This is a genomic window from Williamsia deligens (assembly GCF_024171765.1).
GTDB lineage: Bacteria > Actinomycetota > Actinomycetes > Mycobacteriales > Mycobacteriaceae > Williamsia_A > Williamsia_A deligens.
The window spans coordinates 557,628-578,952 of sequence record NZ_JAMTCI010000002.1 but is presented as its reverse complement, the minus strand read 5'-3'; the positions used below and the strand labels follow the sequence as shown (position 1 = coordinate 578,952).

The window sequence follows — 21,325 nt, the reverse complement described above, 5'->3', positions numbered from 1 at the left end:
CGGACGGTGAGCGGAACCGATCCTTGTGACGCCGTGGTACGTGTGCGTACCATCGCCGGTGCCGGGTCGCGCACGACCTCGGCGGGTGCAGGAGGCCACCGGATGACCACTCAGACCGACGGACGTGTCGACGTCCCGGCGATCCCCCCACGCCCGCGGGTGCCGAGAGCGCTGATGGCGGCCACGGCCGTCGTCAACCGGCAGGCCGGGTTGTCCTGGCTGCGCGCCCGACACGGCACCGCGTTCACCATCGACATCCCCGTGTTCGGATCGACGGTGGTCTTCGCGGACCCGACCACGGCCCGCGAGGTGTTCCGCAGTCCCACCGACGTGCTCGAGTCGGTGGAGCAGAATCTCGGTCGGGTGCTCGGGCCGAACTCAATGTTCGCCCTCACCGGCGATCGTCACCGTCGCGAACGCAAACTGCTCGCTCCGCCCTTCCACGGACGACGGCTGCGCGCCTACCACGACGTCATCGAGGCCGCGGCGCGCACCGAGATGGCGACGTGGCCGACCGACCGCGAGTTCGCGACGATGCCCTCGATGATGCGCATCACCCTCGCGGTGATCATCCGGGCCGTGTTCGGTGCCAGCGGGCCCGAGTTCGACCGGCTGCGAGAGTTGTTGCCGCGCCTCGTCGAACTGGGGTCGTGGTTGGCGCTGGTGCCGATGCCGCCACTGCACGCCCTCGGCGACCACAGTCCGTGGGGCCGGATGCGGCGCCTGCGACGGGAGTACGACGCCATCGTGGGTCGGCTCATCGACTCCGCGATGGCCGACGGTGACGTCGACGCACGCGACGACGTCCTGTCGATGATGGTGGCGAGTCGCTACGACGACGGCAGCCGCATGACCCACGCCGAGGTCGCCGACGAACTGCTGACCATGCTCGCGGCGGGGCACGAGACGACCGCCACCACCCTCGCCTGGGCGGTCGAGCGTCTACGCCGGCACCCCGACGTCCTCGAGCGTCTCGTCGCCGAACGCGACGCCGGTGGTTGCGAACTGCTCGAGGCGACCATCACGGAGGTGCAGCGGTCGCGGCCGGTGATCGACGTGACGTTCCGGACCGTCGTGGCCGACGAGGCGCAGATCGGCGGATGGACCGTGCGACGTGGGCAATCGGTCATGGTCGCGATCGGGCTGATCCACGCCGACCCCGCGGTGTGGCCCGATCCCGAACGGTTCGACCCCGACCGTTTTCTGGGGTCCCGGCCCGATGTCACCGACTGGATCCCGTTCGGTGGCGGGTCGCGTCGGTGCATCGGTGCTGCGTTCGCGTCGATGGAGTTGTCGGTGGTGTTGTCGACGATGCTGGACGACCTGGTGCTGGAGCCGACGACCGATCCCGGCGAGCGGTGGCGACCGCGCGGTGTGGCCTACGCCCCCGGACGCGGCGGTCGTGCGCGGGTGAGCAGGCGACGCAGGAGCTGACGGAGTCGGTCGCGCAGGCCTGTCCCCGCGGGTTTCTCGACGGGAATCGGTACCTCGGTCACGCCGCCGGAGGGCGTCCAGCGCAGGGTCCCCCGGTCGAAGTCCTGTCGGCGTCCGGCCCCGTCGGCGTACTCGTCGGTCACCGGCCAACCGAGACCACCCGCCGGCCCGCCGAGCTCGGCGTACCGGGCGCCGATCGCGCCGTGGGTCCACCGGCCCGCGGGAGAGCCGTTGCGCCGGAACAGTGTCCCGCCGGCGAACTGCTGGACCCCGCCGTCGGGCAGCACCGTGTGCACGGCCGCGGGGTAGCCGAGCGGACCGGCCTCGAACCCGAGCGCGGCCCATGCCTCGAACAGTCCGGCGTGGGGGATCGGGATGGCGTGCACGCGCCCGTCCGACGTCCTGGGCATGGTGGGGGACCAGTAGACGTGGGCGTTCTCGAACGCGGCGAAGCGTCCCAGCCCGTCGGGGCACGGCGTCTCCCCGACGGTGATGCGACGCCCGATCCAGGAGGCCGCGATGCGCGCGGCCTCGTCGATCTCGTTCACCGCCGAGAGCGTGCCGATCCCGCAGGCGACGGCGAACTGCTCGGCGGTGAGTCCGTCGGCGGAGTTCATGTCGCACCGACCGAACGGCGGCGCCCCCTCGGGCAGTCCGCCTCCCCACCCCTGACCGTCGGTGTACTGGTGGGCGATCTGGCCGGGCAGGTTCGGGTTGCGGCCGTACCCGGCTCCGATCACCCGGAGTCCCGGCGGGCGGGTGCGCCACATCGCGGTGAAGTCCGCCGCGTTCGCGTACCCGATGACCCGCCGGGGATTGCCGCCGCAGTAGTCGACCAGGTCCCAGTACGTCCGGTTGATCCAGTCGGACCCGTCGCCGGGCGGGTTGCCCCCCGACTCGACGTCGAGCATGAGGACGACCCGGGGGTGCAGGCCGCCGGCGCGCTCGATCATGTCCCGCATGGTGGCCGTGGTCTCCTGCCAGTTCGGGCGTACGTAGCAGTAGACGATCGCGACCGTGAGCCGCCCGGAGTCCAGCGACCGTCGCACCCACGCGTGGTTCGCCGGGAAGTTCGGGTCCCGGAACGTCCCGTCGTTCGAGCGGATCGACAGGATCGGATACGGGTACGAGTCGTCGACGGGGGGCTGGTAGAAGGAGACGTCGGCGAAGAGGGTGTCGGTCATCGTGGCTCCACTCTGCACGGTGGTCCCGACACCGGGTCCCCCGGCGCGACCACGGGATTTTTCCGGCGCGCCCCGCACCTGTTAGTGTTCGTTCTCGCATCACCACGCGCCATTAGCTCAATTGGCAGAGCAGCTGACTCTTAATCAGCGGGTTCGGGGTTCGAGTCCCTGATGGCGCACACGAAGAAGGCCCCCGTCACGACCGTCCGGTCGAGGTGGGGGCCTTCGTCGTGGGGGCCGTCGGGTCCGGCGCAGCGCGCCGCCACGGCGCCGGTCGTCTGTTCTCGTACACTGATCACGTCTGCTTGAGGGGGTCGGGCACGAGGTGATCCGTCGAGCCGGCGGCCGACGGGACACCACCACGCGATGCTGCGTGAACTGACCGGTACGACAGATGTTTTCGGGAGTGCGATGAGGTTCGGGCGTTCGGGTCGGAGTGTCTCGTGGGCGGCCATGGTGGTGGCCGTCGTGGCGGTGATCGCCACCGCGTGTTCATCGGGGAGTGCCGCCCCCACGTACAGCGACAAGGTCGGCAGCAACGTCGGGTTCGACGACCTGATCCGGCCCAGCATCTCGGTGACCGGTTTCGCCGGTGCGCCGCTGACCGACCGTGCGGCGGGTGTCCAGCCCGGTGCGCCGCTGCGGGTCACCGCCGCCTCGGGACGGCTCACCGACGTGCGCATCCCGAAGGCCGACGGGGGCATGGTCGCCGGCGTCTACAACTCCGACCGGACGACGTGGACCTCCACCGAACCGTTCGGGTACGGGCGTACCTACACCCTGTCCGCCGACGCGCGGGGGATCGCGGGGGCCGCGGCGACGCAGATGTCGTTCACGACGCGCTCGCCGACCAATCTCACCGACGCCTACCTCCTCCCGGAGAACAACTCGACCGTGGGCATCGGGCAGCCGGTCGCGATCCGGTTCGACGAGCCGATCAGCGACAAGCGCGCGGCCCAGAACGCGATCACCGTGCGGACCGACCCGCCTGTGGAGGGCGCCTTCTACTGGCTCAGCGACAGCGAGCTGCGGTGGCGCCCACAGAACTTCTGGAAGCCGGGCACCAAGGTCCACGTCGACGTGAACACCTACGGCATCGACCTGGGTGACGGTGTCTTCGGTCAGCAGAACAAGACGCTCGACTTCCGCGTCGGTCGCGCGCTGGTGGCGACCGGCGACGACCGCACCAAGCAGGTGTCGGTCGCCATCGACGGCAAGGTCGTCCGCACCATGCCGGTGTCGTTCGGCAAGGAGAGCTCGCCCACCAACCCCGGTACGTACATCGTCGGGGACCGCCTGCCCAGCCTGATCATGGACTCGTCGACGTACGGCGTCCCGGTCAACTCCCCCGGGGGGTACCGGGAGACCGTGTACTTCGACACGCAGATGTCGTGGAGCGGGATCTACCTGCACGCCGCGCCGTGGTCCCTCGGCGACCAGGGCAACACCAACGTCAGCAACGGGTGTCTCAACGTCAGTCCCGAGAACGCCGAGTGGTTCATGAACACCGCTCTGCGCGGCGACATCGTCATCGTGAAGAACACCGTCGGTGACGTGCTGCCGGGTACCGACGGACTCGGGGACTGGAACATCCCGTGGGACGTCTGGAAGAAGGGGAACGCGGGCGGCAACGCCTGATCGGGACCCCCACGCTGCCATCGGCCAGTGTTACGCTCCGCGTTGACATGATGGCCGGGCGTTCGGCCGTCCCGGCGGCGCGTTGCGCCCGTGGAAAGGCAGTTCCCCTGATGGCACCCCGTTCTCCCTGGATGACCGACGATCTCGACGACCTGCGCTCGATGGTGCGCAAGTTCATGGACAAGTCGGTGGCGCCCAACGTCGACAAGTACATCGAGCAGCACCACGTCGACCGGGACCTGTGGAACCAGGCCGGTGAACTCGGCCTGCTCTGCATGTCGATCCCGGAGGAGTACGGCGGCGGCGGGGGGACCTTCGCCCACGAGTCCGTGCTCATCGAGGAGCAGGCGCGCATCGGCGACTCCTCGTGGGGCGTGACGCTGCACAACGGGATCATCGCCCACTACCTGCTCGCCTACGGCTCGGAGGAGCAGAAGCAGACCTGGCTGCCAAGGATGGCCTCCGGTGACGTCGTCGGAGCGATCGCCATGACCGAGCCCGGCACGGGATCGGATCTGCAGAGCATCACGACCAAGGCGATCCGCGACGGCGACGAGTACGTCATCGACGGGTCGAAGACCTTCATCACCAACGGTTCCCAGGCCGATCTCATCATCGTCGTGGTGAAGACCGACACCTCCGAGGGCGCCAAGGGCATCTCGCTGGTCCTCGTCGAGGGCGACCGGGACGGGTTCCGCCGCGGACGCGTGCTCGACAAGATCGGCCAGCGCGGCCAGGACACCTCCGAGCTGTTCTTCGACGGTGTGCGCGTGCCGACGTCGAACCTCCTCGGGGCCGAGGAGGGGCAGGGCTTCATCCAGCTCATGCAGCAGCTGCCGCAGGAACGCCTCATCATCGCCGTCGCGTCGATCGCAGGGATGGAGGCGGCGATCGACCACACGCTGCGCTACACCAAGGAGCGACAGGCGTTCGGACGGCCGGTGTTCGGCTTCCAGAACACGAAGTTCAAACTCGCCGAGGCGGCCACCGAGACCCGGATCGGACGCGTCTTCGTCGACGACTGCATCGTCAAGCACCTCGACGGTGCGCTGGACATCCCGACCGTCGCGATGGCGAAGTGGTGGACGACCGACCGTGCGATGACCGTCCTCGACGAGTGCATGCAGCTCTTCGGCGGCTACGGCTACATGAGCGAGTACCCGGTGGGCCGCATGTGGGCCGACGCCCGTGTGCAGAAGATCTACGCCGGGACCAACGAGATCATGAAGGAGATCATCGCCCGGTCACTCTGACCCGCCGACCTGGCAGCGGTGTTACGTTCGGCGCGTGAACGCCCTGGCGGACCTCGTCGTCGCGCGACGTCGCTGGGTCGTCGTCGCGTGGATCCTGCTGGCGGCTCTGGGTGGGTTCGGTGCCTCGCAGGCGGTCTCGGCGCTGAGCTACGACTTCAGCCTCCCCGGACAGCCCGGTTTCGAGACGAACTCCGACATCGTCGCCACGTTCGGGTCGGGCGGGGCGAACCCGCCGGTGCTGCTGGCGGTCGGCGACAGCTCCCGGCCGGCTACCGACGCGGCCGGACGGGCTGTGGCCGACGCCGCGCACGACGCCGTGCCGGGAGCGCGGATCGCGTCGTTCGCCGACGAGTCGGCGCTGCGTGCACGCACCGGGTCGGTCGGGGTGGTCATGGTCTACCCGCCACCGTCGACGGGTCCCGATCGCTACGGCAAGGCGCTGCCCGCCCTGGCGGCGGTGGCCGCCGGCAGCTCCGGTCGGCTCGGGGTGCCGGTCGCGCTGACAGGAGCCGACGCGCTCACCGCGGCGGGGGCCGGCGGGGGCATCGACATCCTGGCCGAGACGATCTTCGGCGGGGTCGGCGCACTCGTGGTGCTGGCGTTGGTGTTCGGATCGTTCCTGGCGGTCATGCCGATCGTCGTCGCGGCGGCGTCGATCCTCACCACGTTCCTCATCCTGTGGGGTCTCACGGCGGTCACCGACGTGTCCTTCATCGTGCAGTACCTGTTGGCGCTCATCGGTCTCGGCGTCGCGATCGACTACTCGTTGCTCATCGTCACGCGATGGCGGGAAGCGCGCGGAGACGGCCTCGACGACGTCGCCGCCGTCCGGTTCGCCATCGTCACCGCCGGGCGGTCGGTGCTGTTCTCCGGGCTCACCGTCGCGGTCAGCCTGGCCGCCCTCATCGCCCTGCCCGTGCCGTTCCTGCGGTCGATCGGGTTCACCGGCCTGCTGATCCCGCTCATCAGTGTCGCGACGTCGCTGACGCTGTTGCCTGCTCTGTTGGTCCTCGCCGGTCGACGGCTCGAGTGGCCGCACCGGCGCACGACGAGCCCCGACAGCCGGCTGTGGCGCGTCGTCGGCACGGCGGTCGTGCGGCGACGGTGGCTCGCGGCGATCGCCGCCACCGCGGTCCTCGTCGCGCTCGCCGCACCGCTGTCGGGCCTGAACCTGGCCGACCCGACGAACGACTCCCTGGCCTCGCGCGGCGGACCGGCGGCCACGGCGTTCACCGCGATCCGGGACTCCGGGCTCGGTCAGGGCATCACCGCACCCGTCGAGGTGGTCACCACCTCGCCGCAGCAGCTCGAGACCGCACTCCGGCCGGTGCCCGGGGTGGCGGCCGTCATCGCCCCCGCGCAGTGGACGCGCGGCGAGCAGCACGTCGTCGACGTGTGGACCCGGGACGACGTCTCGACGTCCGCGGGTGCGCAGGTGGCGGCTGATGTGCGCTCGGCGGCGCAGCGAACCGGGGCGTCCGTGGGCGGACTCGCCGCACAGAACGACGACTTCATCTCGGCTGTCTACGGGAACGCCTGGTGGATCATCGGTCTCATCGTCCTGGTGACCTTCGCGCTCCTCGCCCGCGCGCTGCGATCGGTCATCCTGCCGCTGAAGGCGTTGCTGCTCAACGTGATCTCTCTGGCCGCGGCCTACGGGATCACGGTGTTCATCTGGCAGGACGGGTTCCTGACCGAGGTCCTCTTCGGTCAGGAGCCGTCGGGGTCGATCACGGTCTGGATCCCGATCGCGGTGTTCGCGTTCCTCTTCGGCCTGTCGATGGACTACGAGGTATTCCTGCTGGGGCGTATCCGTGAGGAGTACGACGCGGGGGCCGACACCGACTCGGCCACCGTCACCGGGGTCACCCGCACCGGACGACTGGTGACCTCGGCTGCGCTGATCCTGTTCCTGGCGTTCATCTCGCTGTCGCGGGTCCCGGCCACCGACGTCAAGATCCTCGCGACGGCGCTGGCCCTGGGGATCATCATCGACGCCACGATCGTGCGCGGGGTCCTCGCGCCCGCCCTCGTCGCCGGGTTCGGACGGGCGAACTGGTGGGCGCCGTGGTCGCACACGGCCCGGGTGACGGCCGTCGACCAGACCGATGCGTCGGAGCCGGAGGGACGTCACCGGCAGGGGAGCGGGAAGGTCGACTTCGAGCAGTGGCGCGACACCACCGGCGACGTGGTGCCGGGTGGGGATCAGACCTCGTGACACGGTCCACCGCCGAACCGACTCCCGTCACGATCTCCTACCCGGGTGGGGAGCCCACCGATGTCTTCGCCACGGCCCTGGACTGTCTGATCCGCGAGACGCGGATGCCGTCGGACGTGGAGTTCCGTGTCCAGGAGGGCACCCGCGCACGGGACGCGGCGCAGTGGCCGGGCTGGGACGCCGAGTGGACCTACACCGAGTCGGCCGGGCTGCGCCTTGTCCTCCGCATCAGATGACGACGGTGTGCGCGACGCACTGTCGGCGTCCGGAAACGGACAACGCCCCATCCGCCGACCGGCGGATGAGGCGCTGTTCCTCGTGGGGTGGATGACGGGACTCGAACCCGCGACAGCCAGGATCACAACCTGGTGCTCTACCAACTGAACTACATCCACCATCGATCCCGGTTGCCCGGAACCAGGGTCACACTCTATCCGCAGTCGCGCGCGCAAGACCAATCGGTTTCGCCCGCGCGTGTCCTCACGCCCCGCCGAGCTCCGCTGCGGCGGTCTCTATGCATCGCCGAGGTCGGTGACGACCTGCTGGATCTGCGTGGAGTCCGGTCCGGGGGCCGGGACGAACACCGTCTGCCGGTAGTACTTCAGCTCGCGGATCGACTCGCGGATGTCGGCGAGAGCGCGGTGGGCGAGGCCCTTCTCCGGCTGTCCGAAGTAGATCTTCGGGTACCACCGGCGCGACAGTTCCTTGATCGAGCTGACGTCGATCATGCGGTAGTGCAGGTAGGCGTCGAGGGTGGGCATGTCCCGGGCGATGAAACCGCGGTCGGTGGCGATGGAGTTGCCGGCCAGCGGCGCCGCACCCGACGACGTCACGTGCTCGCGGATGTAGTCGAGGACCATCTTCTCGGCGTCGGCGATCGAGACCGTCGACTGCCGGACCTCGGTGGTGAGACCGGAGTGCGAGTGCATCTTCTTGACCACATCGGGCATGGCGTCGAGGTCGGCGTCCTCGGCGTGGATCACGACGTCCACGCCGTCGCCGAGGATGTTCAGGTCGCTGTCGGTGACGAGCGCCGCGATCTCGATCAGCTTGTCGGAGTCGAGTCGCAGACCGGTCATCTCGCAGTCGATCCACACCAGTTTGTCCTGCACCCGACAACCTTAGCGGGCCGTTAGTGTTGTCCCCGGTCGAGTTCGTGGCGGGACGAGGGACGGGGCAGCGCGATGACACAGGCAGACGCCGGCGGGGCGCGGACCCCGGCGCAGGAGATCGGTGCCGGCTACGCGTTCGACGGTCCGGCACTGCAGGTCGGCGCGGTCAGCGTCGACGGTGTCGTCGATGCGCAGGCGCAGGTCCGGATCCCGCTGGCGATGATGAACCGACACGGGCTCGTCGCGGGTGCGACCGGCACCGGCAAGACCAAGACCCTGCAGGTCATCGCCGAACAGCTCTCCGCAGCCGGGGTCCCGGTGGTGATGGCCGACATCAAGGGTGATCTGTCCGGGCTGAGCAGGCCGGGGGAGAACAGCGACCGGATCGCGGCGCGGGTCGCCGAGATCGGTGACGACTGGGCACCCGCCGCGGCGCCCGTCGAGTTCCTGTCACTGGGCACCGGCGGCGTGGGCATCCCGGTGCGCGCCACCATCACCTCGTTCGGTCCCATCCTGCTGAGCAAGGTCCTGGGGCTCAACGACACCCAGGAGTCGACGCTCCGGCTGATCTTCCACTGGGCCGACACCCGGGGACTGGCGCTGCTGGACCTCAAGGACCTGCGGGCGGTCATCGCCCACCTCACGAGTGCCGAGGGCAAAGCCGACCTCGCGGAGCTCGGTGGCGTGTCGAAGGCGACGGCCGGGGTCATCCTGCGCGCGTTGACCACCCTCGAGGCCGACGGTGGTGACACGTTCTTCGGCGAGACCGAGATCGACCCCGCCGACCTGCTGCGGACCACGGCCGGGGGCGCCGGTGTGGTGACCCTGTTCGAACTCGGTGACCAGTCCGCGCGGCCCGCGCTCTTCTCCACCTTCCTCATGTGGATCCTGGCCGACCTCTTCGAGTTCCTCCCCGAGATCGGCGACACCGACAAGCCCAAGCTGGTCTTCATCTTCGACGAGGCGCACCTGCTGTTCGCCGACTCGTCGAAGGCGTTCGTCGAACAGGTGGAGCAGACGGTCAAGCTGATCCGGTCCAAGGGCGTCGGGGTCTTCTTCTGCTCGCAGCTGCCCACCGACATCCCGAATCAGGTGCTGTCGCAACTCGGTGCGCGGATCCAGCACGCGCTGCGGGCGTTCACCCCGGACGACCAGAAGGCGCTGTCGAAGACGGTGAAGACCTATCCGACATCGACGGCCTACGACGTCGAGAAGGCGCTGACATCCCTGGGTATCGGCGAGGCCATCGTCACCGTCCTGTCCGAACGCGGCGCGCCGACCCCCGTCGCGTGGACCGTCGTCCGCCCTCCGCGCTCGCTGATGGCGGGCATCGGGGCCGAGGCGATCACCGCCGCCGCGACGGCGAGCCCCCTGCATGCCAGGTACGCCGAGACCATCGACCGGGAATCGGCCTACGAGAAGCTGAACGCCAAGGTGCTCGCTCCCGCGGACACACCTGCGCCCCCTACGGCTCCGGCCCCGCCCACGCCCGCCCCGTCGCAGGCTCCCGCGCCGGCGCCGAAGCCGCCCAGGTCGGAACCCGGTGCAGTACAGGAGATCCTGGGCAACCCGGCGGTGAAGAGCTTCATGCGGTCCGCCGGGAGCGCGCTGGGCCGGGAGATCACCCGGTCGTTGTTCGGGACGGGTCGACGGCGTCGGTAGCCGTCGGCCGGTAGGTCACCGAGCTGGGTCTCAGCCGCCGAGCTTGCGGTAGAAGCCACCGACGATGGGAGCGACGATCGCGCGCGGGGTGTACCCACCGGCCACCGACATCGCCTTCGACAGCGCCCCCGGCACGACGCGCATCTTGTTGCGCGCCAACGCGTCCAGGCTGAGACGGGCGACGCCTGCGCTGTCGTCCCAGAGGAACCCGGGGACCATCTTGTCGACGATGCTCGCGTCCTCCGGTGACGGCTCCTCGGTGCGGACCGGCCCCGGCGCGAGCAGCGTCACGTGGACGCCGGCGGAGGAGACCTCGCCGCGCACCGATTCACTGAACGTGTTCACGAACGCCTTCGACGCCGCATAGGTGGCGTTGTTCGGGATGGGCATGTTCCCCGCCGCGGACCCGACCATGAGGATGCCGCCGGACCCGCGCCGCACCATCTGCGGCAGCACCGCGAGCGTCAGGTCGTGCACCGCGCCGACGTTCAGGCGCACCTGAGCGCGCTCGTAGTCGGCGTCGAGGTCGACGAGCGCACCGAAGGTCGCGATGCCGGCGTTGTTGCACAGGATCGCGATCTCACGTTCGGCGAACTCGGCGCACAACACCTCGACGGCGGCGGGGTCGGACAGGTCGGTCGGCCGGACCTCGACGTCGATGCCGTGGGCCGCCCGAAGCTCGGCGGCTGTGGCCTCGAGGATCTCGCCGCGGCGGGCGACGAGGATCAGGGAGTAGCCGCGACGGGCCAGCTCCCGGGCGAGCGCGTCGCCGATGCCGGACGAGGCGCCCGTGACGACGGCGCGGTTGGACTGCGTCGGTGCGGTCAGTGCCATGGCGCCGATCGTATCGGGGACCTACAGGGCCGCGGCCACCTCGGTGCCCTGCCGGATCGCGCGCTTCGCGTCGAGTTCGGCGGCGAGGTCCGCGCCGCCGATGACGTGCGTGGCGACGCCGGCGACCGTCAGCGGGTCGACGAGATCGCGGACGGACTCCTGGCCGGCACAGACCACCACCGTGTCCACGGCCAGGACGCGGGGGTCCTTCTCCGAGTCGGGGAAGCTCAGGTGCACGCCGTCGTCGTCGATCCGGTCGTAGCGGGCGCCCGAGATCTGCTCGACGCCTTTCATCTTCACGGTCGCGCGGTGCACCCAGCCGGTCGTCTTTCCGAGTGACTTCCCCTGCGAGCCGGTCTTGCGCTGCACGAGGTAGACGGTGCGGGCCGCCGCTGTCGGGCGGGGCTTCGTCACGAATCCCGGGGTGTCGAGATCGTCGGTGACACCCCACTCCTGGTCCCACTCCTTGGCGTCGAGGGTGGGGGAGTCGGTGACGGTGAGGAACTCGGTGAGGTCGAACCCGATGCCGCCGGCGCCGATGACCGCGACCCGGTCCCCGATCTCGCGGTCGCCGAGGACGGCGTCGGCGTAGGTCATGACCGACGGGTGGTCGATCCCGGGGATGCTCGGCATCCGGGGTGTCACACCGGTGGCGATCACCACGTCGTCGAACTTCTCGGCGACGAGCCGGTCCGCGTCGACCCGGGTGTCGAGATGCACCGTGACACCGAGGATCTCGAGCCGGCGGGTGAAGTAGCGGATCGTCTCGGAGAACTCCTCCTTGCCGGGGATCCGGGCTGCGATGGAGAACTGGCCGCCGATGCTCGGTCCGGCCTCGAACAGGGTCACCCGGTGACCGCGTTCGGCCGCCGACACCGCCGCGGCGAGTCCGGCGGGGCCGGCCCCGATCACGGCGACGCGGCGAGCGCTGCGCGTCGGGGACAGCACGAGCACCGTCTCGTGACCCGCGCGCGGGTTGACGAGGCAGGAGACCTTCTTGCCGACGAACGCGTGATCGAGGCAGGCCTGGTTGCAGCCGATGCAGGTGTTGATCTCGTCGGCGCGCCCGGCCTGCGCCTTGGCCGGCAGGTGCGGGTCGGCGAGCAGGGGACGCGCCATCGACACGGCGTCGACGCGTCCACCGCTGAGCACCTCCTCGGCGACCTCGGGGGTGTTGATGCGGTTGGACGCGATCAGCGGGATCGACACCTCGTCGCGGAGCCGTTCGGTGAACCGCACGAACGCGGCGCGCGGGACCGACGTCGCGATGGTCGGGATCTTCGCCTCGTGCCATCCGATGTCGGTGTTGATCGCGTTCACACCGTGCGCCTCGAGGGTGCGGGCCAGCAGGGCGATCTCGTCCCAGGTCTGTCCTCCCTCGACGAGGTCGGCGATGGACTGCCGCATGATGATCGGGAAGTCGGCGCCGACCCGCGACCGGATCTCGTCGACGATCGCGACGACGATCCGCTGCCGGTTCTCCGTCGAGCCACCCCACCGGTCGGTGCGACGGTTGGTGCGGGGACACAGGAAGGTGTTGAGCAGGTACCCCTCGCCACCCATGATCTCGACCGCGTCGTACCCGGCGTCGCGCGCCAGCACGGCCGTGCGCCCGTAGGACCGGATGACGTGGCGGATCATCGCGTCGGTCATCTTGATCGGTCGGAACGGGTGGATGGGCGACTTCTCCCACTCGACGGACCACTTGAACGGGGTGTAGCCGTAGCGGCCCGCGTGCAGGATCTGCATGGCGATGTGGCCGCCCTCGGCGTGCACGGCTGCGGTGGCGCGACGGTGCCGGCGGGCGTCGAACCGGTTCGTGAGCTTGGCCCCGAACGGCAGCAACAGACCGGTGCGCGTCGGCGCGATGCCGCCGGTGATGATGAGCCCGACGCCACCGCGCGCCCGCTCGGCGTAGTACGCGGCGAGGCGCTTGCCGTCGAAGAAGCGTTCCTCGAGGCCGGTGTGCATCGATCCCATGACGATGCGGTTGCGGATGGTCATCCCGCCGATCGCCAAGGGCTCGAACAGGTTCGGGTAGGTGTCGGTCATCGTGGGGCCTCCGCTGTCGGGGTGGTGGGCTGGAGCTGGGGGTTCTGGTTCTGGTCGGCGATCTCCGCCTCGAGGGCGTCGACGACCTCGTCGCACCAGGCGATGAGGCCCTCCTCGATCCGGATGCCACCCCGCAGCACCAGTCGCTGGTGCAGCCGGCGGCCGCGCGTCGCGGACCCCTCGGTGAGGTCGGTCTCGGCGAAGCGTCGATACAGGTCGAGCTGTGCGGCGTGCGCGTCGCGGTGGCGGCGGAACTCCGTGGACAGGGCTGCGAGATCGCCGTGTTCGGCTGCTCGCAGACGCACGCTCAGCTCGTCGCGGAGCCGGGGGACGGGTGCGGGCTCGGAGATCCACGCGCGCAGCGCATCCCGCCCCGAGGCGGACAGCGTGTAGACCTTCTTGTCCGGTCGGCCGTCCTGGGCGACGTCCTCCATGTCCACCAGGCCGTCGGCGTGCAGCTTCTTCAGTGTCCGATAGATCTGCTGGTGCGTGGCCGACCAGAAGTAGCCGATCGAGCGCTCGAACTGCCGGCCGATCTCGTATCCCGTCCCGGGACGTTCGGCGAGCGACACCATGATCGCGTGCTCGAGGGCCATGGACGCACGGTAATACGCAACCGCGCACTGTGCAACAAGGTGCATATGCGGCCGAGTGGACGGGATTTGTACGCTTCCGTCATGACCGACACCGAGCCGCCGGGCCGCGTCGAACCGCCGTTCGCTGCCGACGAGGTCACCACCCTGCGCGCATTCCTCGACTACCAGCGGGCGACCTTCGCGTGGAAGTGCGAGGGACTCGACGCCCATGGCCTCGCCACCACCGTCGCCGCGTCCTCGATGACGCTCGGCGGCATGCTCAAACACCTCGCGTTCGTCGAGACGCAGTGGGTGGTGCAGCGGCTGGTCGGTCGGGACCTCCCCGAGCCCTGGGCGAGCGCGGACTGGGGTGCCGACGCGGACTGGGACTGGCATTCCGCGGCCGATGACAGCCCCGACGATCTGTGGGCGCTGTGGCGGGAGTCGGTCGCCGTCGCGGACGCCGAGCTGACGGCTGTCGTGGACGCCGACGGACTCGAGCGCGTCGCCCGCCGACCGCGCGGTGACGGTGCGCTCGTCAGCGCACGTTGGGTCCTGGTCCATCTCATCGAGGAGTACGCCCGCCACAACGGGCACGCCGACCTCATCCGTGAGGCGATCGACGGTCGCGTCGGGGAGTGATCGCCCCGGGGCGCCGGTGATGTGCCCCCGGCAGGACTCGAACCTGCGACCTAGGGATTAGAAGGCCCTTGCTCTATCCACCTGAGCTACGGAGGCGCGCGGGCAAGTGTAACGACGACGCCGATCGACGCCATCTCCCGCGACACGGGTCCACCTCGCGACTGTGATCACCGTCGCGGGAGCGGATCGGTATCGCAGGAGGCCGGGCCTACGATGGGCGATCATGAGCACGCCTCCCGTCGACACCATCGACCTCCGACGCAGTGCCGCCGGCGCAGTCGCGTGGGCTGTCACGTGGGGCGCCGTGGCTGTCGCAGTCATCGTCACCGCGGTGTCCGCGTCGACGGCGGTCGAGTTGCTCGGCATCCCCGATCCCGGATGGGTGACCACGTACGGCATCGCCGCGGTGCAGGGGATCGGTGAGGTCGCCGCGGCATTGGCCGTCGGATCGGTGCTCTTCGCGGCGTTCTTCGTCCCCCCACAGCGCGACGGTGTCCTCGACGTGGGCGGGTATCGCGCGATGCGATGGGCCGCGGTGTCGGCGTTGGTGTGGGCGGTCGCGTCGGTGCTGATGATCCCGCTGTCGCTCTCGAACGTGTCGGGACTGCCGCTGTCGGAGACGCTGTCGCCCGGCCGGTGGGCCGACGCCCTCGACCAGGTCGCCGACGCCCGCAGCTGGCTGTGGACGGCGGTGTTCGCCGTCCTCGCCGCGATCGTCGCCCGCGTGGGTCTGCGCTGGTGGACCACGCTGGTGGCGCTCGCCATCGCGGTGCTGAGCCTGATGCCCCTCGCGCTGGGCGGCCACTCCTCTGCCGGGGGCGACCACGACCTCGCCACCAACAGCCTCATCCTGCACATCGTGGGGGCGTCGGTCTGGATGGGCGGGCTGTTCGCGGTGCTGGCCTACGCACGCGGGCTCGGGGGCCACACGGCGCTCGCGGTCCAGCGGTTCTCCCGCGTGGCCCTGTGGTGCATCGTCGTCGTCGGGGTGAGCGGCGTCATCAACGCACTGATCCGTGTACACCTCGACGAGCTGTTCACCACGACCTACGGCCGGGTCGTCCTGCTCAAGGTGCTCGCGCTCGTCGTCCTGGGGGCGCTCGGGGCCGTGCACCGTCGTCGGACGGTGACGGCGCTGTCGGCCGACCCCGGCGACCGCGGTGCGTTCATGCGGTTCGCCCTCGTCGAGCTGGGTGTGTTCGCGGCGACGTTCGGTCTCGCCGTCGGGTTGGCGCGCACCCCGCCGCCGGCGCGCGACACCTCGTCGATCTCGGTGACGGCGGTCGAACTCGGGTACGACCTGCCCGGCAAGCCGACGCTGGAGACCATCGCGACCTTCTGGCGCCCCGACCTCATCCTCGGGCTGGCCGCGATCGTCCTCGGCGCCACCTACCTGCGCGGCGTCCTGCGTCTCCGGCGGCGCGGCGACGCGTGGCCGGTGGGGCGGACCGTCTCGTTCACGCTGGGCGCGGTGCTGTTGCTGGTCACCACGTCGTCCGGACTGGGTGCCTACTCGCCGGCGATGTTCAGCATCCACATGATCGCCCACATGCTGCTGTCGATGCTGATCCCGGTGCTCTTCGTGCTCGGCGGCCCCGTCACCCTCGCGCTGCGCGCCCTCACCCCGGCGGGTTCGGCGTCCCCGCCGGGCCCGCGCGAGTGGATCCTCGCGGCGTTGCACAGTCCCGTCTCGCGCTTCCTGACCCACCCCCTGGTGGCGTTCGCCCAGTTCGTCGGCAGCTTCTACATCCTCTACTTCAGCGGCCTGCTCGACGCGGTCGCGACGTACCACGCGGCGCACATCCTGATGAACATCCACTTCCTCGTCAGCGGCTACCTCTTCTACTGGGTCGTCATCGGCATCGACCCGTCACCCCGTGCGGTGCAGCCGCTGATCAAGGTGGCCATGGTGTTCGCGGCGCTGCCCTTCCACGCGTTCTTCGGCGTCATCCTGATGTCGCAGGACACGGTGATCGCACGGGACTGGTTCGGCGAGCTGCGCCTGCCGTGGAACACCGATCTCCTCGCCGACCAGCGCGTCGGTGGCTCCATCGCGTGGGCCGCGGGCGAGGTGCCGCTCGTGATCGTCCTCATCGCCCTGTTCATCCAGTGGACCCGGCACGACCAGCGGGTCGCCCGCCGGCTGGATCGTCGCGCCGACCGCGACGACGACGCCGAACTCACCGAGTACAACGCCATGCTCGCCGGCCTGGCCACCCGAGGTGACGGGTCGCGTGCCCCGGCGCCGGCGTCGTCCACCACCGCCGGTGACGACGAGCGGTGACCTCGTGGCGGTGTTCCCGGAGGCCCCGGGCGGACCGCTAAGCTCGGTGACGACCTCTGCTCCAGTCGACGCGTGCGCCGCGCGCCCGACGCACCGGCCGCAGCGACGACGGCAGACCCTCGAGCACTCGCGCATGACTCGCGCGCACGGAAGGTGAGACCCATGGCCGAATTCATCTACACCATGAAGCTCGCTGTCATCCTGCACACGATCTAGAGAACCGTCAAGGTCGGGCTCGTTTCTGCAGTTCAACCCGCGTGTCTCTCGCCTCGGAGCGGTAGTCGTCTGCGGCGCTGAGAGCGGTCAGATTCGGCAGTGGTGGGGAGGAACGGGGGAGCCTCCCACACCCTGACGCGCTAGTCTCCGAAGCGTGAGCATTCAGAAGCGGACATGGAGCGAGGGCAAGAGGCCCCGCTACATCGCCCGTATACGGGTGGGTGGCAAGCAGCGGTCCAAGTCGTTCGCAACCCTCCGTGAAGCCCGCGACTGGGAGCAGGAACAACAGGGGCGGAAGCCCGCAGGGAGCCGCACCGACAACAAGATCATGTCCGTGGCCGTCGAGTCGTGGTCGGACCAGGCGGACGGGTCCACAGGTGTGGGCCGCAAGCATCTGCACTCGAACCTAGGTCCGCTCGCGGACATGAAGGTCGGGAACGTCGACACCGACGATGTGCGCGCGTGGAGGCGGGTCCTAGTCGAGGGTCGCCCTTGGGCGGATGGTCAACCGTTCAAGTCATCGACCGTCTCCACACTGACTCGTCACCTGAGCGCGTTCTTCAACGACCTTGTCTCTCGCGACCAGATCGCCCGTAATCCGGTTCTGGGTGCACGGTCGGGGGCCGGGAGGGTCGACGGCACAGCGGAGGTTGTGGACCCCGCCAAGTTGATGACGACTGACGAGGTCGGCGCGCTGATCCGGTCTGCTGATGATGACTCGGTGAGCGTCGCCCTGGAACTCATCGCCACTACGGGCCTTCGCCCCAACGAGATGGCTGGCTTACGGGTGAATTCCGTCGATTTCGACGCCGGAACTCTGCACGTGCAGGAGCAGGCGGCGGGACTCTACGGCGACTGGGCATGGAAGCCGCTGAAGTCCGTCAAGGCGCGACGGTCAATACCGCTCCCGTCGTCCACTGTGGCCCGTCTCCGGGAGCACGTCGAGGCCCACCCCGACTATGCGCCCGGAACTCCGCTGTTCCGTACCGAGCGGGGGTATCAGTGGTCCTCGGCGCACTTCTACCGGGCGTTCTCGAAAGCAGCGGACAAGGCCGGGGTGACGGGCCAGTCACCGAAGTCCCTACGTCACTTCTACGCATCCCGACTGATCCGTGCGGGTGAGTCCGTGGCCGTCGTGCAGGCTCGTCTAGGACATGCCTCCCCGATGGTCACGCTGTCGGTCTATACCCATCTGTGGGAGGACGCGGGAGATACGACTAGGGCGGCGGTCGAGGGTCTGTTCTAGATCGGCATCGCGGTCGTCTACTTCTCGACGGTGTCGGAGAACGCGCGCGAAGATCAAGCCGAAGGGCGGCATCGACGCAGGGACCTAGGCGAGAAGAAGTTCGGCTTGCCGACATCAACCATGAGCGCGAGTTCGTGCAGCACGGTCACGAGAACGCAGGGACATCTTCGGCAAGCTCGTCCCGCTGATCAAGAAAGATAGAAGTCGTTCGGGTTCTACTGCGCGACAGCCAGCTAGGGGAAGCTATACCTCGACAAGTTCGACGTTCCCGAGCACAAGGTCAGAAGGGCCGACGACCCGTCCCGTGGTCTCACAAACCTGCCGGTGGTCGGCGTCGAGCAGCACAACACACCCGATCTGATCCGCCTATCTGACGGTCTTCGGGGTGCGTGAATGGCCGTTCGTGACCGTTGATGTGTCGGTTCAACGGCTTATCGTTCTCGTTGGCTCCTAGGAACCGAGGTTGAGCGCCACGACCGCGAGGCGCGCGCTCCCCGTCCAGGACGCCGATCCCCATGAACGTCGGGTACTCGTGTGCCCGCAGGACGAAGGCAAGCAGATGGACAACGAGCAGAAGTTTCTGACCGCTGAGCAGGTCGCGCAGCGTTGGCAGATGGCGGCGCGGACGGTGCGGGAGATGGCTCAGGCGGGGGAGGTGCCGGCGGCGCGGTTTGGTCGCCTGTGGCGGTTCCCGCTGGATCGCCTGGAGAAGTTCGAGCGGGCGGCGATCGCGTGAGCGGCAACAAGCGCAAGAACGGAAACGTCGGCCTACAGCAGTTTGCAACAATTGCCATGAACGACCACGAGGGGGTGAATCGGCATGACCTACATGACATTACGGGAGGCGTCGGTAGCGACCGGCCTCTCGATCGGCACGCTTCGAAACTACATCCGAAGCGGTCGACTCCCGGCCAGTCGTCGCGGCCCGAAGATCCTCGTGGTCTCGACCACCGACGTAGAGAACCTGACAGTTCCGAGGACGTAGACGACCGTTCGGCGGTAGTCGCGGCGCTGGCGGGTGACGCGGACATGGCGCGGTCTCTGGTCTCAGTGGCCGGGGCCGGAACCGCCGTTCTGGAGATCAATTTCGCGGCACGGCCCAACGTGGGGACCGATCGATTACGCGCAGTTGCGGTAGACATTCGTCGCCGTGTCATCACGGGCGAGCTGACTGCCTCTGAGGGTTACCGGGTTCTCCTACGACTCACCGAGAAGGACTGAGGACAGCATGAGCAAGTACCTGCGCACAGGCGTCACGGTGACGTGCCCCGAATGTGGCGCGACAGGTGTCCCGATGGGATGGGGTGCCGGACCCGACGAGTCGGTGAAGCTGTACCGGCATCCGCGTGGTCTGGTGTACCGGGGTGGCACTCGGGGGCTGCCTCGGTGTGAGGGGCCTACGGACCTGTTCTCGGTGCTGCTGCGGGGCGCGGGTCTCGCAGTCGGCGGGGATGTGCGGACGCCTGACGACGGGATGCTGTTCTGATGGCGGCGGTGCAGAACCCGTGGCTGAGGGTGTACCAGAAGGCGTGTCTTGAAGATGCGCTGAACGCTGACTTACCGGCGGTCTGGTTGCGGGTGTTCTACCTGGCCTGCGGGAAGGCGGAGGCCAATCGCCACGCGACGTTCCAGCCGGGGGAGATCGCTGAGACACTGGGCATCTCGCAAAGCCGGGTCTCTGATGCGATCCGAGATGCGAAGAAGTACCGGCATCTGGACGACGACTCGTGTGCGGCGTGTCTCGTCATACCGGCGCGGAAGTTTGGTGGCGGGATCGGGGACCCGTGGAAGCCCTGCCGTGTTCATCAGCGGAAGGCTCGGGCCGAGGTGGACCGACTGATCAAGTCCGTGCAGCACGGCGAGATTCTTCCGGAAATACCGGAAACGGTTTCCGGATAATCCGGAAAGCCAAACTCTCTGACCAGGGCGTTTGATCGCGCCCTTTTAGAATCTCATGTCGGGGGTTGGGTTGCGGATGGTTCTGGGTCTGCGTCGTCCGGGAGTCTGGTGCCTCATCTGAGGGCGCTCTGGGTTGGACGGGTTCCGCCTCCCGTCGCGGGAGCAGCGGCCTGCGGTGGTCGAGCAGCTTGCGCAGAACATGAGCAACGTCGGTGTCGCTGAGGCCATCGGCGTCAGCGAGTGGACAGTGCGCAATGACCTGAAGTCGACAACTTCGAGGGATCTCGATGTTGACCCCGAACGCCGTACGCAAGGCAGGGATGGAAGATCGCGTCCCGCAACGCGTCCCAGTAGCCAGCCGACCGCCACGCCCCGATCCAAGTTCCAGTGCGATGGGGATGACGGATTCGACCAGGGCAGTACGACGAGCAGAGGCGGAGGTCGCCTGGCACCGTCAGGGAGGAGTACGCGTGCTCGTCCGCGAAGCGGCCCCGCCAGAGTCGGTGTGGGACATCTCGTGCGTGGCCTGCGGTGTGGGGCCGGGGCGCTGGTGCAAGAGCCGTGACGCCGTCTGTCGTCCACGCCTTCACAGGTGGACTGCGATCCGCCTCCATCCAGAACGATACCGGAACAGGGTGCTCTGACGCCCTGAGATCGACGCTGGCGCAACGGGAGACGTTGGTTCGACAAGTTTACCCACGAGCGGGGGTTTAGCCGCTCGGAAGCGAAGCCAGGCCCTATTACGCGGGTTTGTGCAGTACAGAGCCGGACCAGTCCGGTATTACCTTACCGGGGACAGGCCGAGGAACGAGAACTGTAGTGACAGAATTCATTTGGTCCGTGATCGCGTGCGCGATCTTGACGGGCAGGGTTCGGCCATGAGCGCGAAAGTCGAGATCGCGGTCTCGGGTAACCACCATCCCGTGAGGGTGTCGCGCTCGTCTCGGCGCGGCGTGGACGGGGTTCTGGTGTGCCAGGGAGCTAGTTGGGTCTGGTTGGACGAGGAAGGGTTCGAGTCGCTGGTCGACGTAGTGGACCTGCTGATGGACGGTGACCCAAGACTGGGTCGAGTCGAG

Annotated in this window: 18 protein-coding genes and 3 tRNA genes; 14 read left to right on the top strand and 7 right to left on the bottom strand. The window is 68.7% G+C overall.

Going from position 1 to position 21,325, the window contains the following annotated elements:
• Positions 1-102 precede the first annotated feature (102 nt).
• On the top strand, positions 103-1,434 hold the full coding sequence (locus tag LX14_RS16985; protein WP_253648498.1) for a cytochrome P450: 1,332 nt from the start codon (positions 103-105) through the stop codon (positions 1,432-1,434).
• On the opposite strand, the gene LX14_RS16980 is transcribed toward LX14_RS16985, so the two are convergent.
• Positions 1,380-2,618 (bottom strand): LGFP repeat-containing protein, encoded by a 1,239-nt coding sequence (locus LX14_RS16980; RefSeq protein ID WP_253648497.1) that lies wholly within the window; start codon positions 2,616-2,618, stop codon positions 1,380-1,382. The two genes, LX14_RS16985 and LX14_RS16980, sit on opposite strands and share 55 nt — an antisense overlap.
• A 106-nt stretch (positions 2,619-2,724) precedes the next feature.
• Between LX14_RS16980 and LX14_RS16975 the strand changes: the two genes are divergently transcribed.
• From LX14_RS16975 to LX14_RS16955, 5 genes are all read left to right on the top strand, one after another.
• Positions 2,725-2,797 (top strand) — tRNA-Lys (locus LX14_RS16975).
• Between the two features lie 232 nt (positions 2,798-3,029).
• Positions 3,030-4,256: a L,D-transpeptidase gene (locus tag LX14_RS16970; protein ID WP_253648496.1), complete on the top strand. Its 1,227-nt coding sequence runs from the start codon at positions 3,030-3,032 to the stop codon at positions 4,254-4,256.
• Positions 4,257-4,366: 110 nt separating this feature from the next.
• A complete protein-coding gene (locus LX14_RS16965; RefSeq protein WP_253648495.1) occupies positions 4,367-5,509 on the top strand; it encodes an acyl-CoA dehydrogenase family protein in 1,143 nt (380 codons plus the stop codon).
• Between the two features lie 34 nt (positions 5,510-5,543).
• The gene (locus tag LX14_RS16960) at positions 5,544-7,727 is read left to right on the top strand and encodes an MMPL family transporter (RefSeq protein WP_253648494.1); all 2,184 of its coding nucleotides are present in this window, start codon (positions 5,544-5,546) and stop codon (positions 7,725-7,727) included.
• Positions 7,724-7,963, top strand: coding sequence for a hypothetical protein (locus LX14_RS16955; protein ID WP_253648493.1), 240 nt, complete (start codon positions 7,724-7,726; stop codon positions 7,961-7,963). The genes LX14_RS16960 and LX14_RS16955 overlap by 4 nt, the downstream gene beginning before the upstream one ends.
• An 83-nt stretch (positions 7,964-8,046) precedes the next feature.
• On the opposite strand, the gene LX14_RS16950 is transcribed toward LX14_RS16955, so the two are convergent.
• Both LX14_RS16950 and orn read right to left on the bottom strand, forming a co-directional pair.
• A tRNA-His gene (locus tag LX14_RS16950) sits at positions 8,047-8,122 on the bottom strand.
• Positions 8,123-8,239: 117 nt separating this feature from the next.
• Complete coding sequence (gene orn / locus LX14_RS16945; RefSeq protein ID WP_253648492.1) at positions 8,240-8,839, bottom strand: oligoribonuclease; 600 nt, start codon at positions 8,837-8,839, stop codon at positions 8,240-8,242.
• A gap of 72 nt (positions 8,840-8,911) precedes the next feature.
• On the opposite strand from orn, the gene LX14_RS16940 reads away from it, so the two are divergent.
• The gene (locus tag LX14_RS16940; protein WP_253648491.1) at positions 8,912-10,501 is read left to right on the top strand and encodes a helicase HerA-like domain-containing protein; all 1,590 of its coding nucleotides are present in this window, start codon (positions 8,912-8,914) and stop codon (positions 10,499-10,501) included.
• A gap of 30 nt (positions 10,502-10,531) precedes the next feature.
• On the opposite strand, the gene cmrA is transcribed toward LX14_RS16940, so the two are convergent.
• From cmrA to LX14_RS16925, 3 genes are read right to left on the bottom strand one after another with little or no spacing between them, the layout of a single operon-like run.
• The gene (gene cmrA / locus LX14_RS16935) at positions 10,532-11,335 is read right to left on the bottom strand and encodes a mycolate reductase (RefSeq protein WP_253648490.1); all 804 of its coding nucleotides are present in this window, start codon (positions 11,333-11,335) and stop codon (positions 10,532-10,534) included.
• Positions 11,336-11,356: 21 nt separating this feature from the next.
• Positions 11,357-13,387, bottom strand: coding sequence for an NADPH-dependent 2,4-dienoyl-CoA reductase (locus LX14_RS16930; protein WP_253648489.1), 2,031 nt, complete (start codon positions 13,385-13,387; stop codon positions 11,357-11,359).
• On the bottom strand, positions 13,384-13,983 hold the full coding sequence (locus tag LX14_RS16925; protein WP_253648488.1) for a PadR family transcriptional regulator: 600 nt from the start codon (positions 13,981-13,983) through the stop codon (positions 13,384-13,386). The genes LX14_RS16930 and LX14_RS16925 overlap by 4 nt, the downstream gene beginning before the upstream one ends.
• 81 nt (positions 13,984-14,064) lie before the next feature.
• Between LX14_RS16925 and LX14_RS16920 the strand changes: the two genes are divergently transcribed.
• On the top strand, positions 14,065-14,604 hold the full coding sequence (locus tag LX14_RS16920; protein ID WP_253648487.1) for a DinB family protein: 540 nt from the start codon (positions 14,065-14,067) through the stop codon (positions 14,602-14,604).
• 22 nt (positions 14,605-14,626) lie between these two features.
• Here the strand turns inward: LX14_RS16920 and LX14_RS16915 are convergent.
• Positions 14,627-14,700 (bottom strand) — tRNA-Arg (locus tag LX14_RS16915).
• A 127-nt stretch (positions 14,701-14,827) separates the two neighbouring features.
• On the opposite strand from LX14_RS16915, the gene LX14_RS16910 reads away from it, so the two are divergent.
• The 6 genes from LX14_RS16910 (at position 14,828) to LX14_RS16890 (ending at position 20,249) form a co-directional block, all read left to right on the top strand.
• On the top strand, positions 14,828-16,888 hold the full coding sequence (locus LX14_RS16910; protein ID WP_253648486.1) for a bifunctional copper resistance protein CopD/cytochrome c oxidase assembly protein: 2,061 nt from the start codon (positions 14,828-14,830) through the stop codon (positions 16,886-16,888).
• Between the two features lie 370 nt (positions 16,889-17,258).
• Positions 17,259-18,350 carry a tyrosine-type recombinase/integrase gene (locus tag LX14_RS21000; RefSeq protein WP_253648485.1) on the top strand — a complete coding sequence of 364 codons (1,092 nt, stop codon included), beginning with the start codon at positions 17,259-17,261 and terminating at the stop codon, positions 18,348-18,350.
• 463 nt (positions 18,351-18,813) lie between these two features.
• A complete protein-coding gene (locus LX14_RS16900; protein ID WP_253648484.1) occupies positions 18,814-19,086 on the top strand; it encodes a helix-turn-helix domain-containing protein in 273 nt (90 codons plus the stop codon).
• Positions 19,087-19,170: 84 nt separating this feature from the next.
• Positions 19,171-19,335 carry a helix-turn-helix domain-containing protein gene (locus LX14_RS21070; protein WP_372505416.1) on the top strand — a complete coding sequence of 55 codons (165 nt, stop codon included), beginning with the start codon at positions 19,171-19,173 and terminating at the stop codon, positions 19,333-19,335.
• A 243-nt stretch (positions 19,336-19,578) separates the two neighbouring features.
• On the top strand, positions 19,579-19,836 hold the full coding sequence (locus tag LX14_RS16895) for a hypothetical protein (RefSeq protein WP_253648483.1): 258 nt from the start codon (positions 19,579-19,581) through the stop codon (positions 19,834-19,836).
• Positions 19,836-20,249, top strand: coding sequence for a hypothetical protein (locus LX14_RS16890; protein WP_253648482.1), 414 nt, complete (start codon positions 19,836-19,838; stop codon positions 20,247-20,249). The genes LX14_RS16895 and LX14_RS16890 overlap by 1 nt, the downstream gene beginning before the upstream one ends.
• The last annotated feature ends 1,076 nt before the right edge of the window (positions 20,250-21,325 follow it).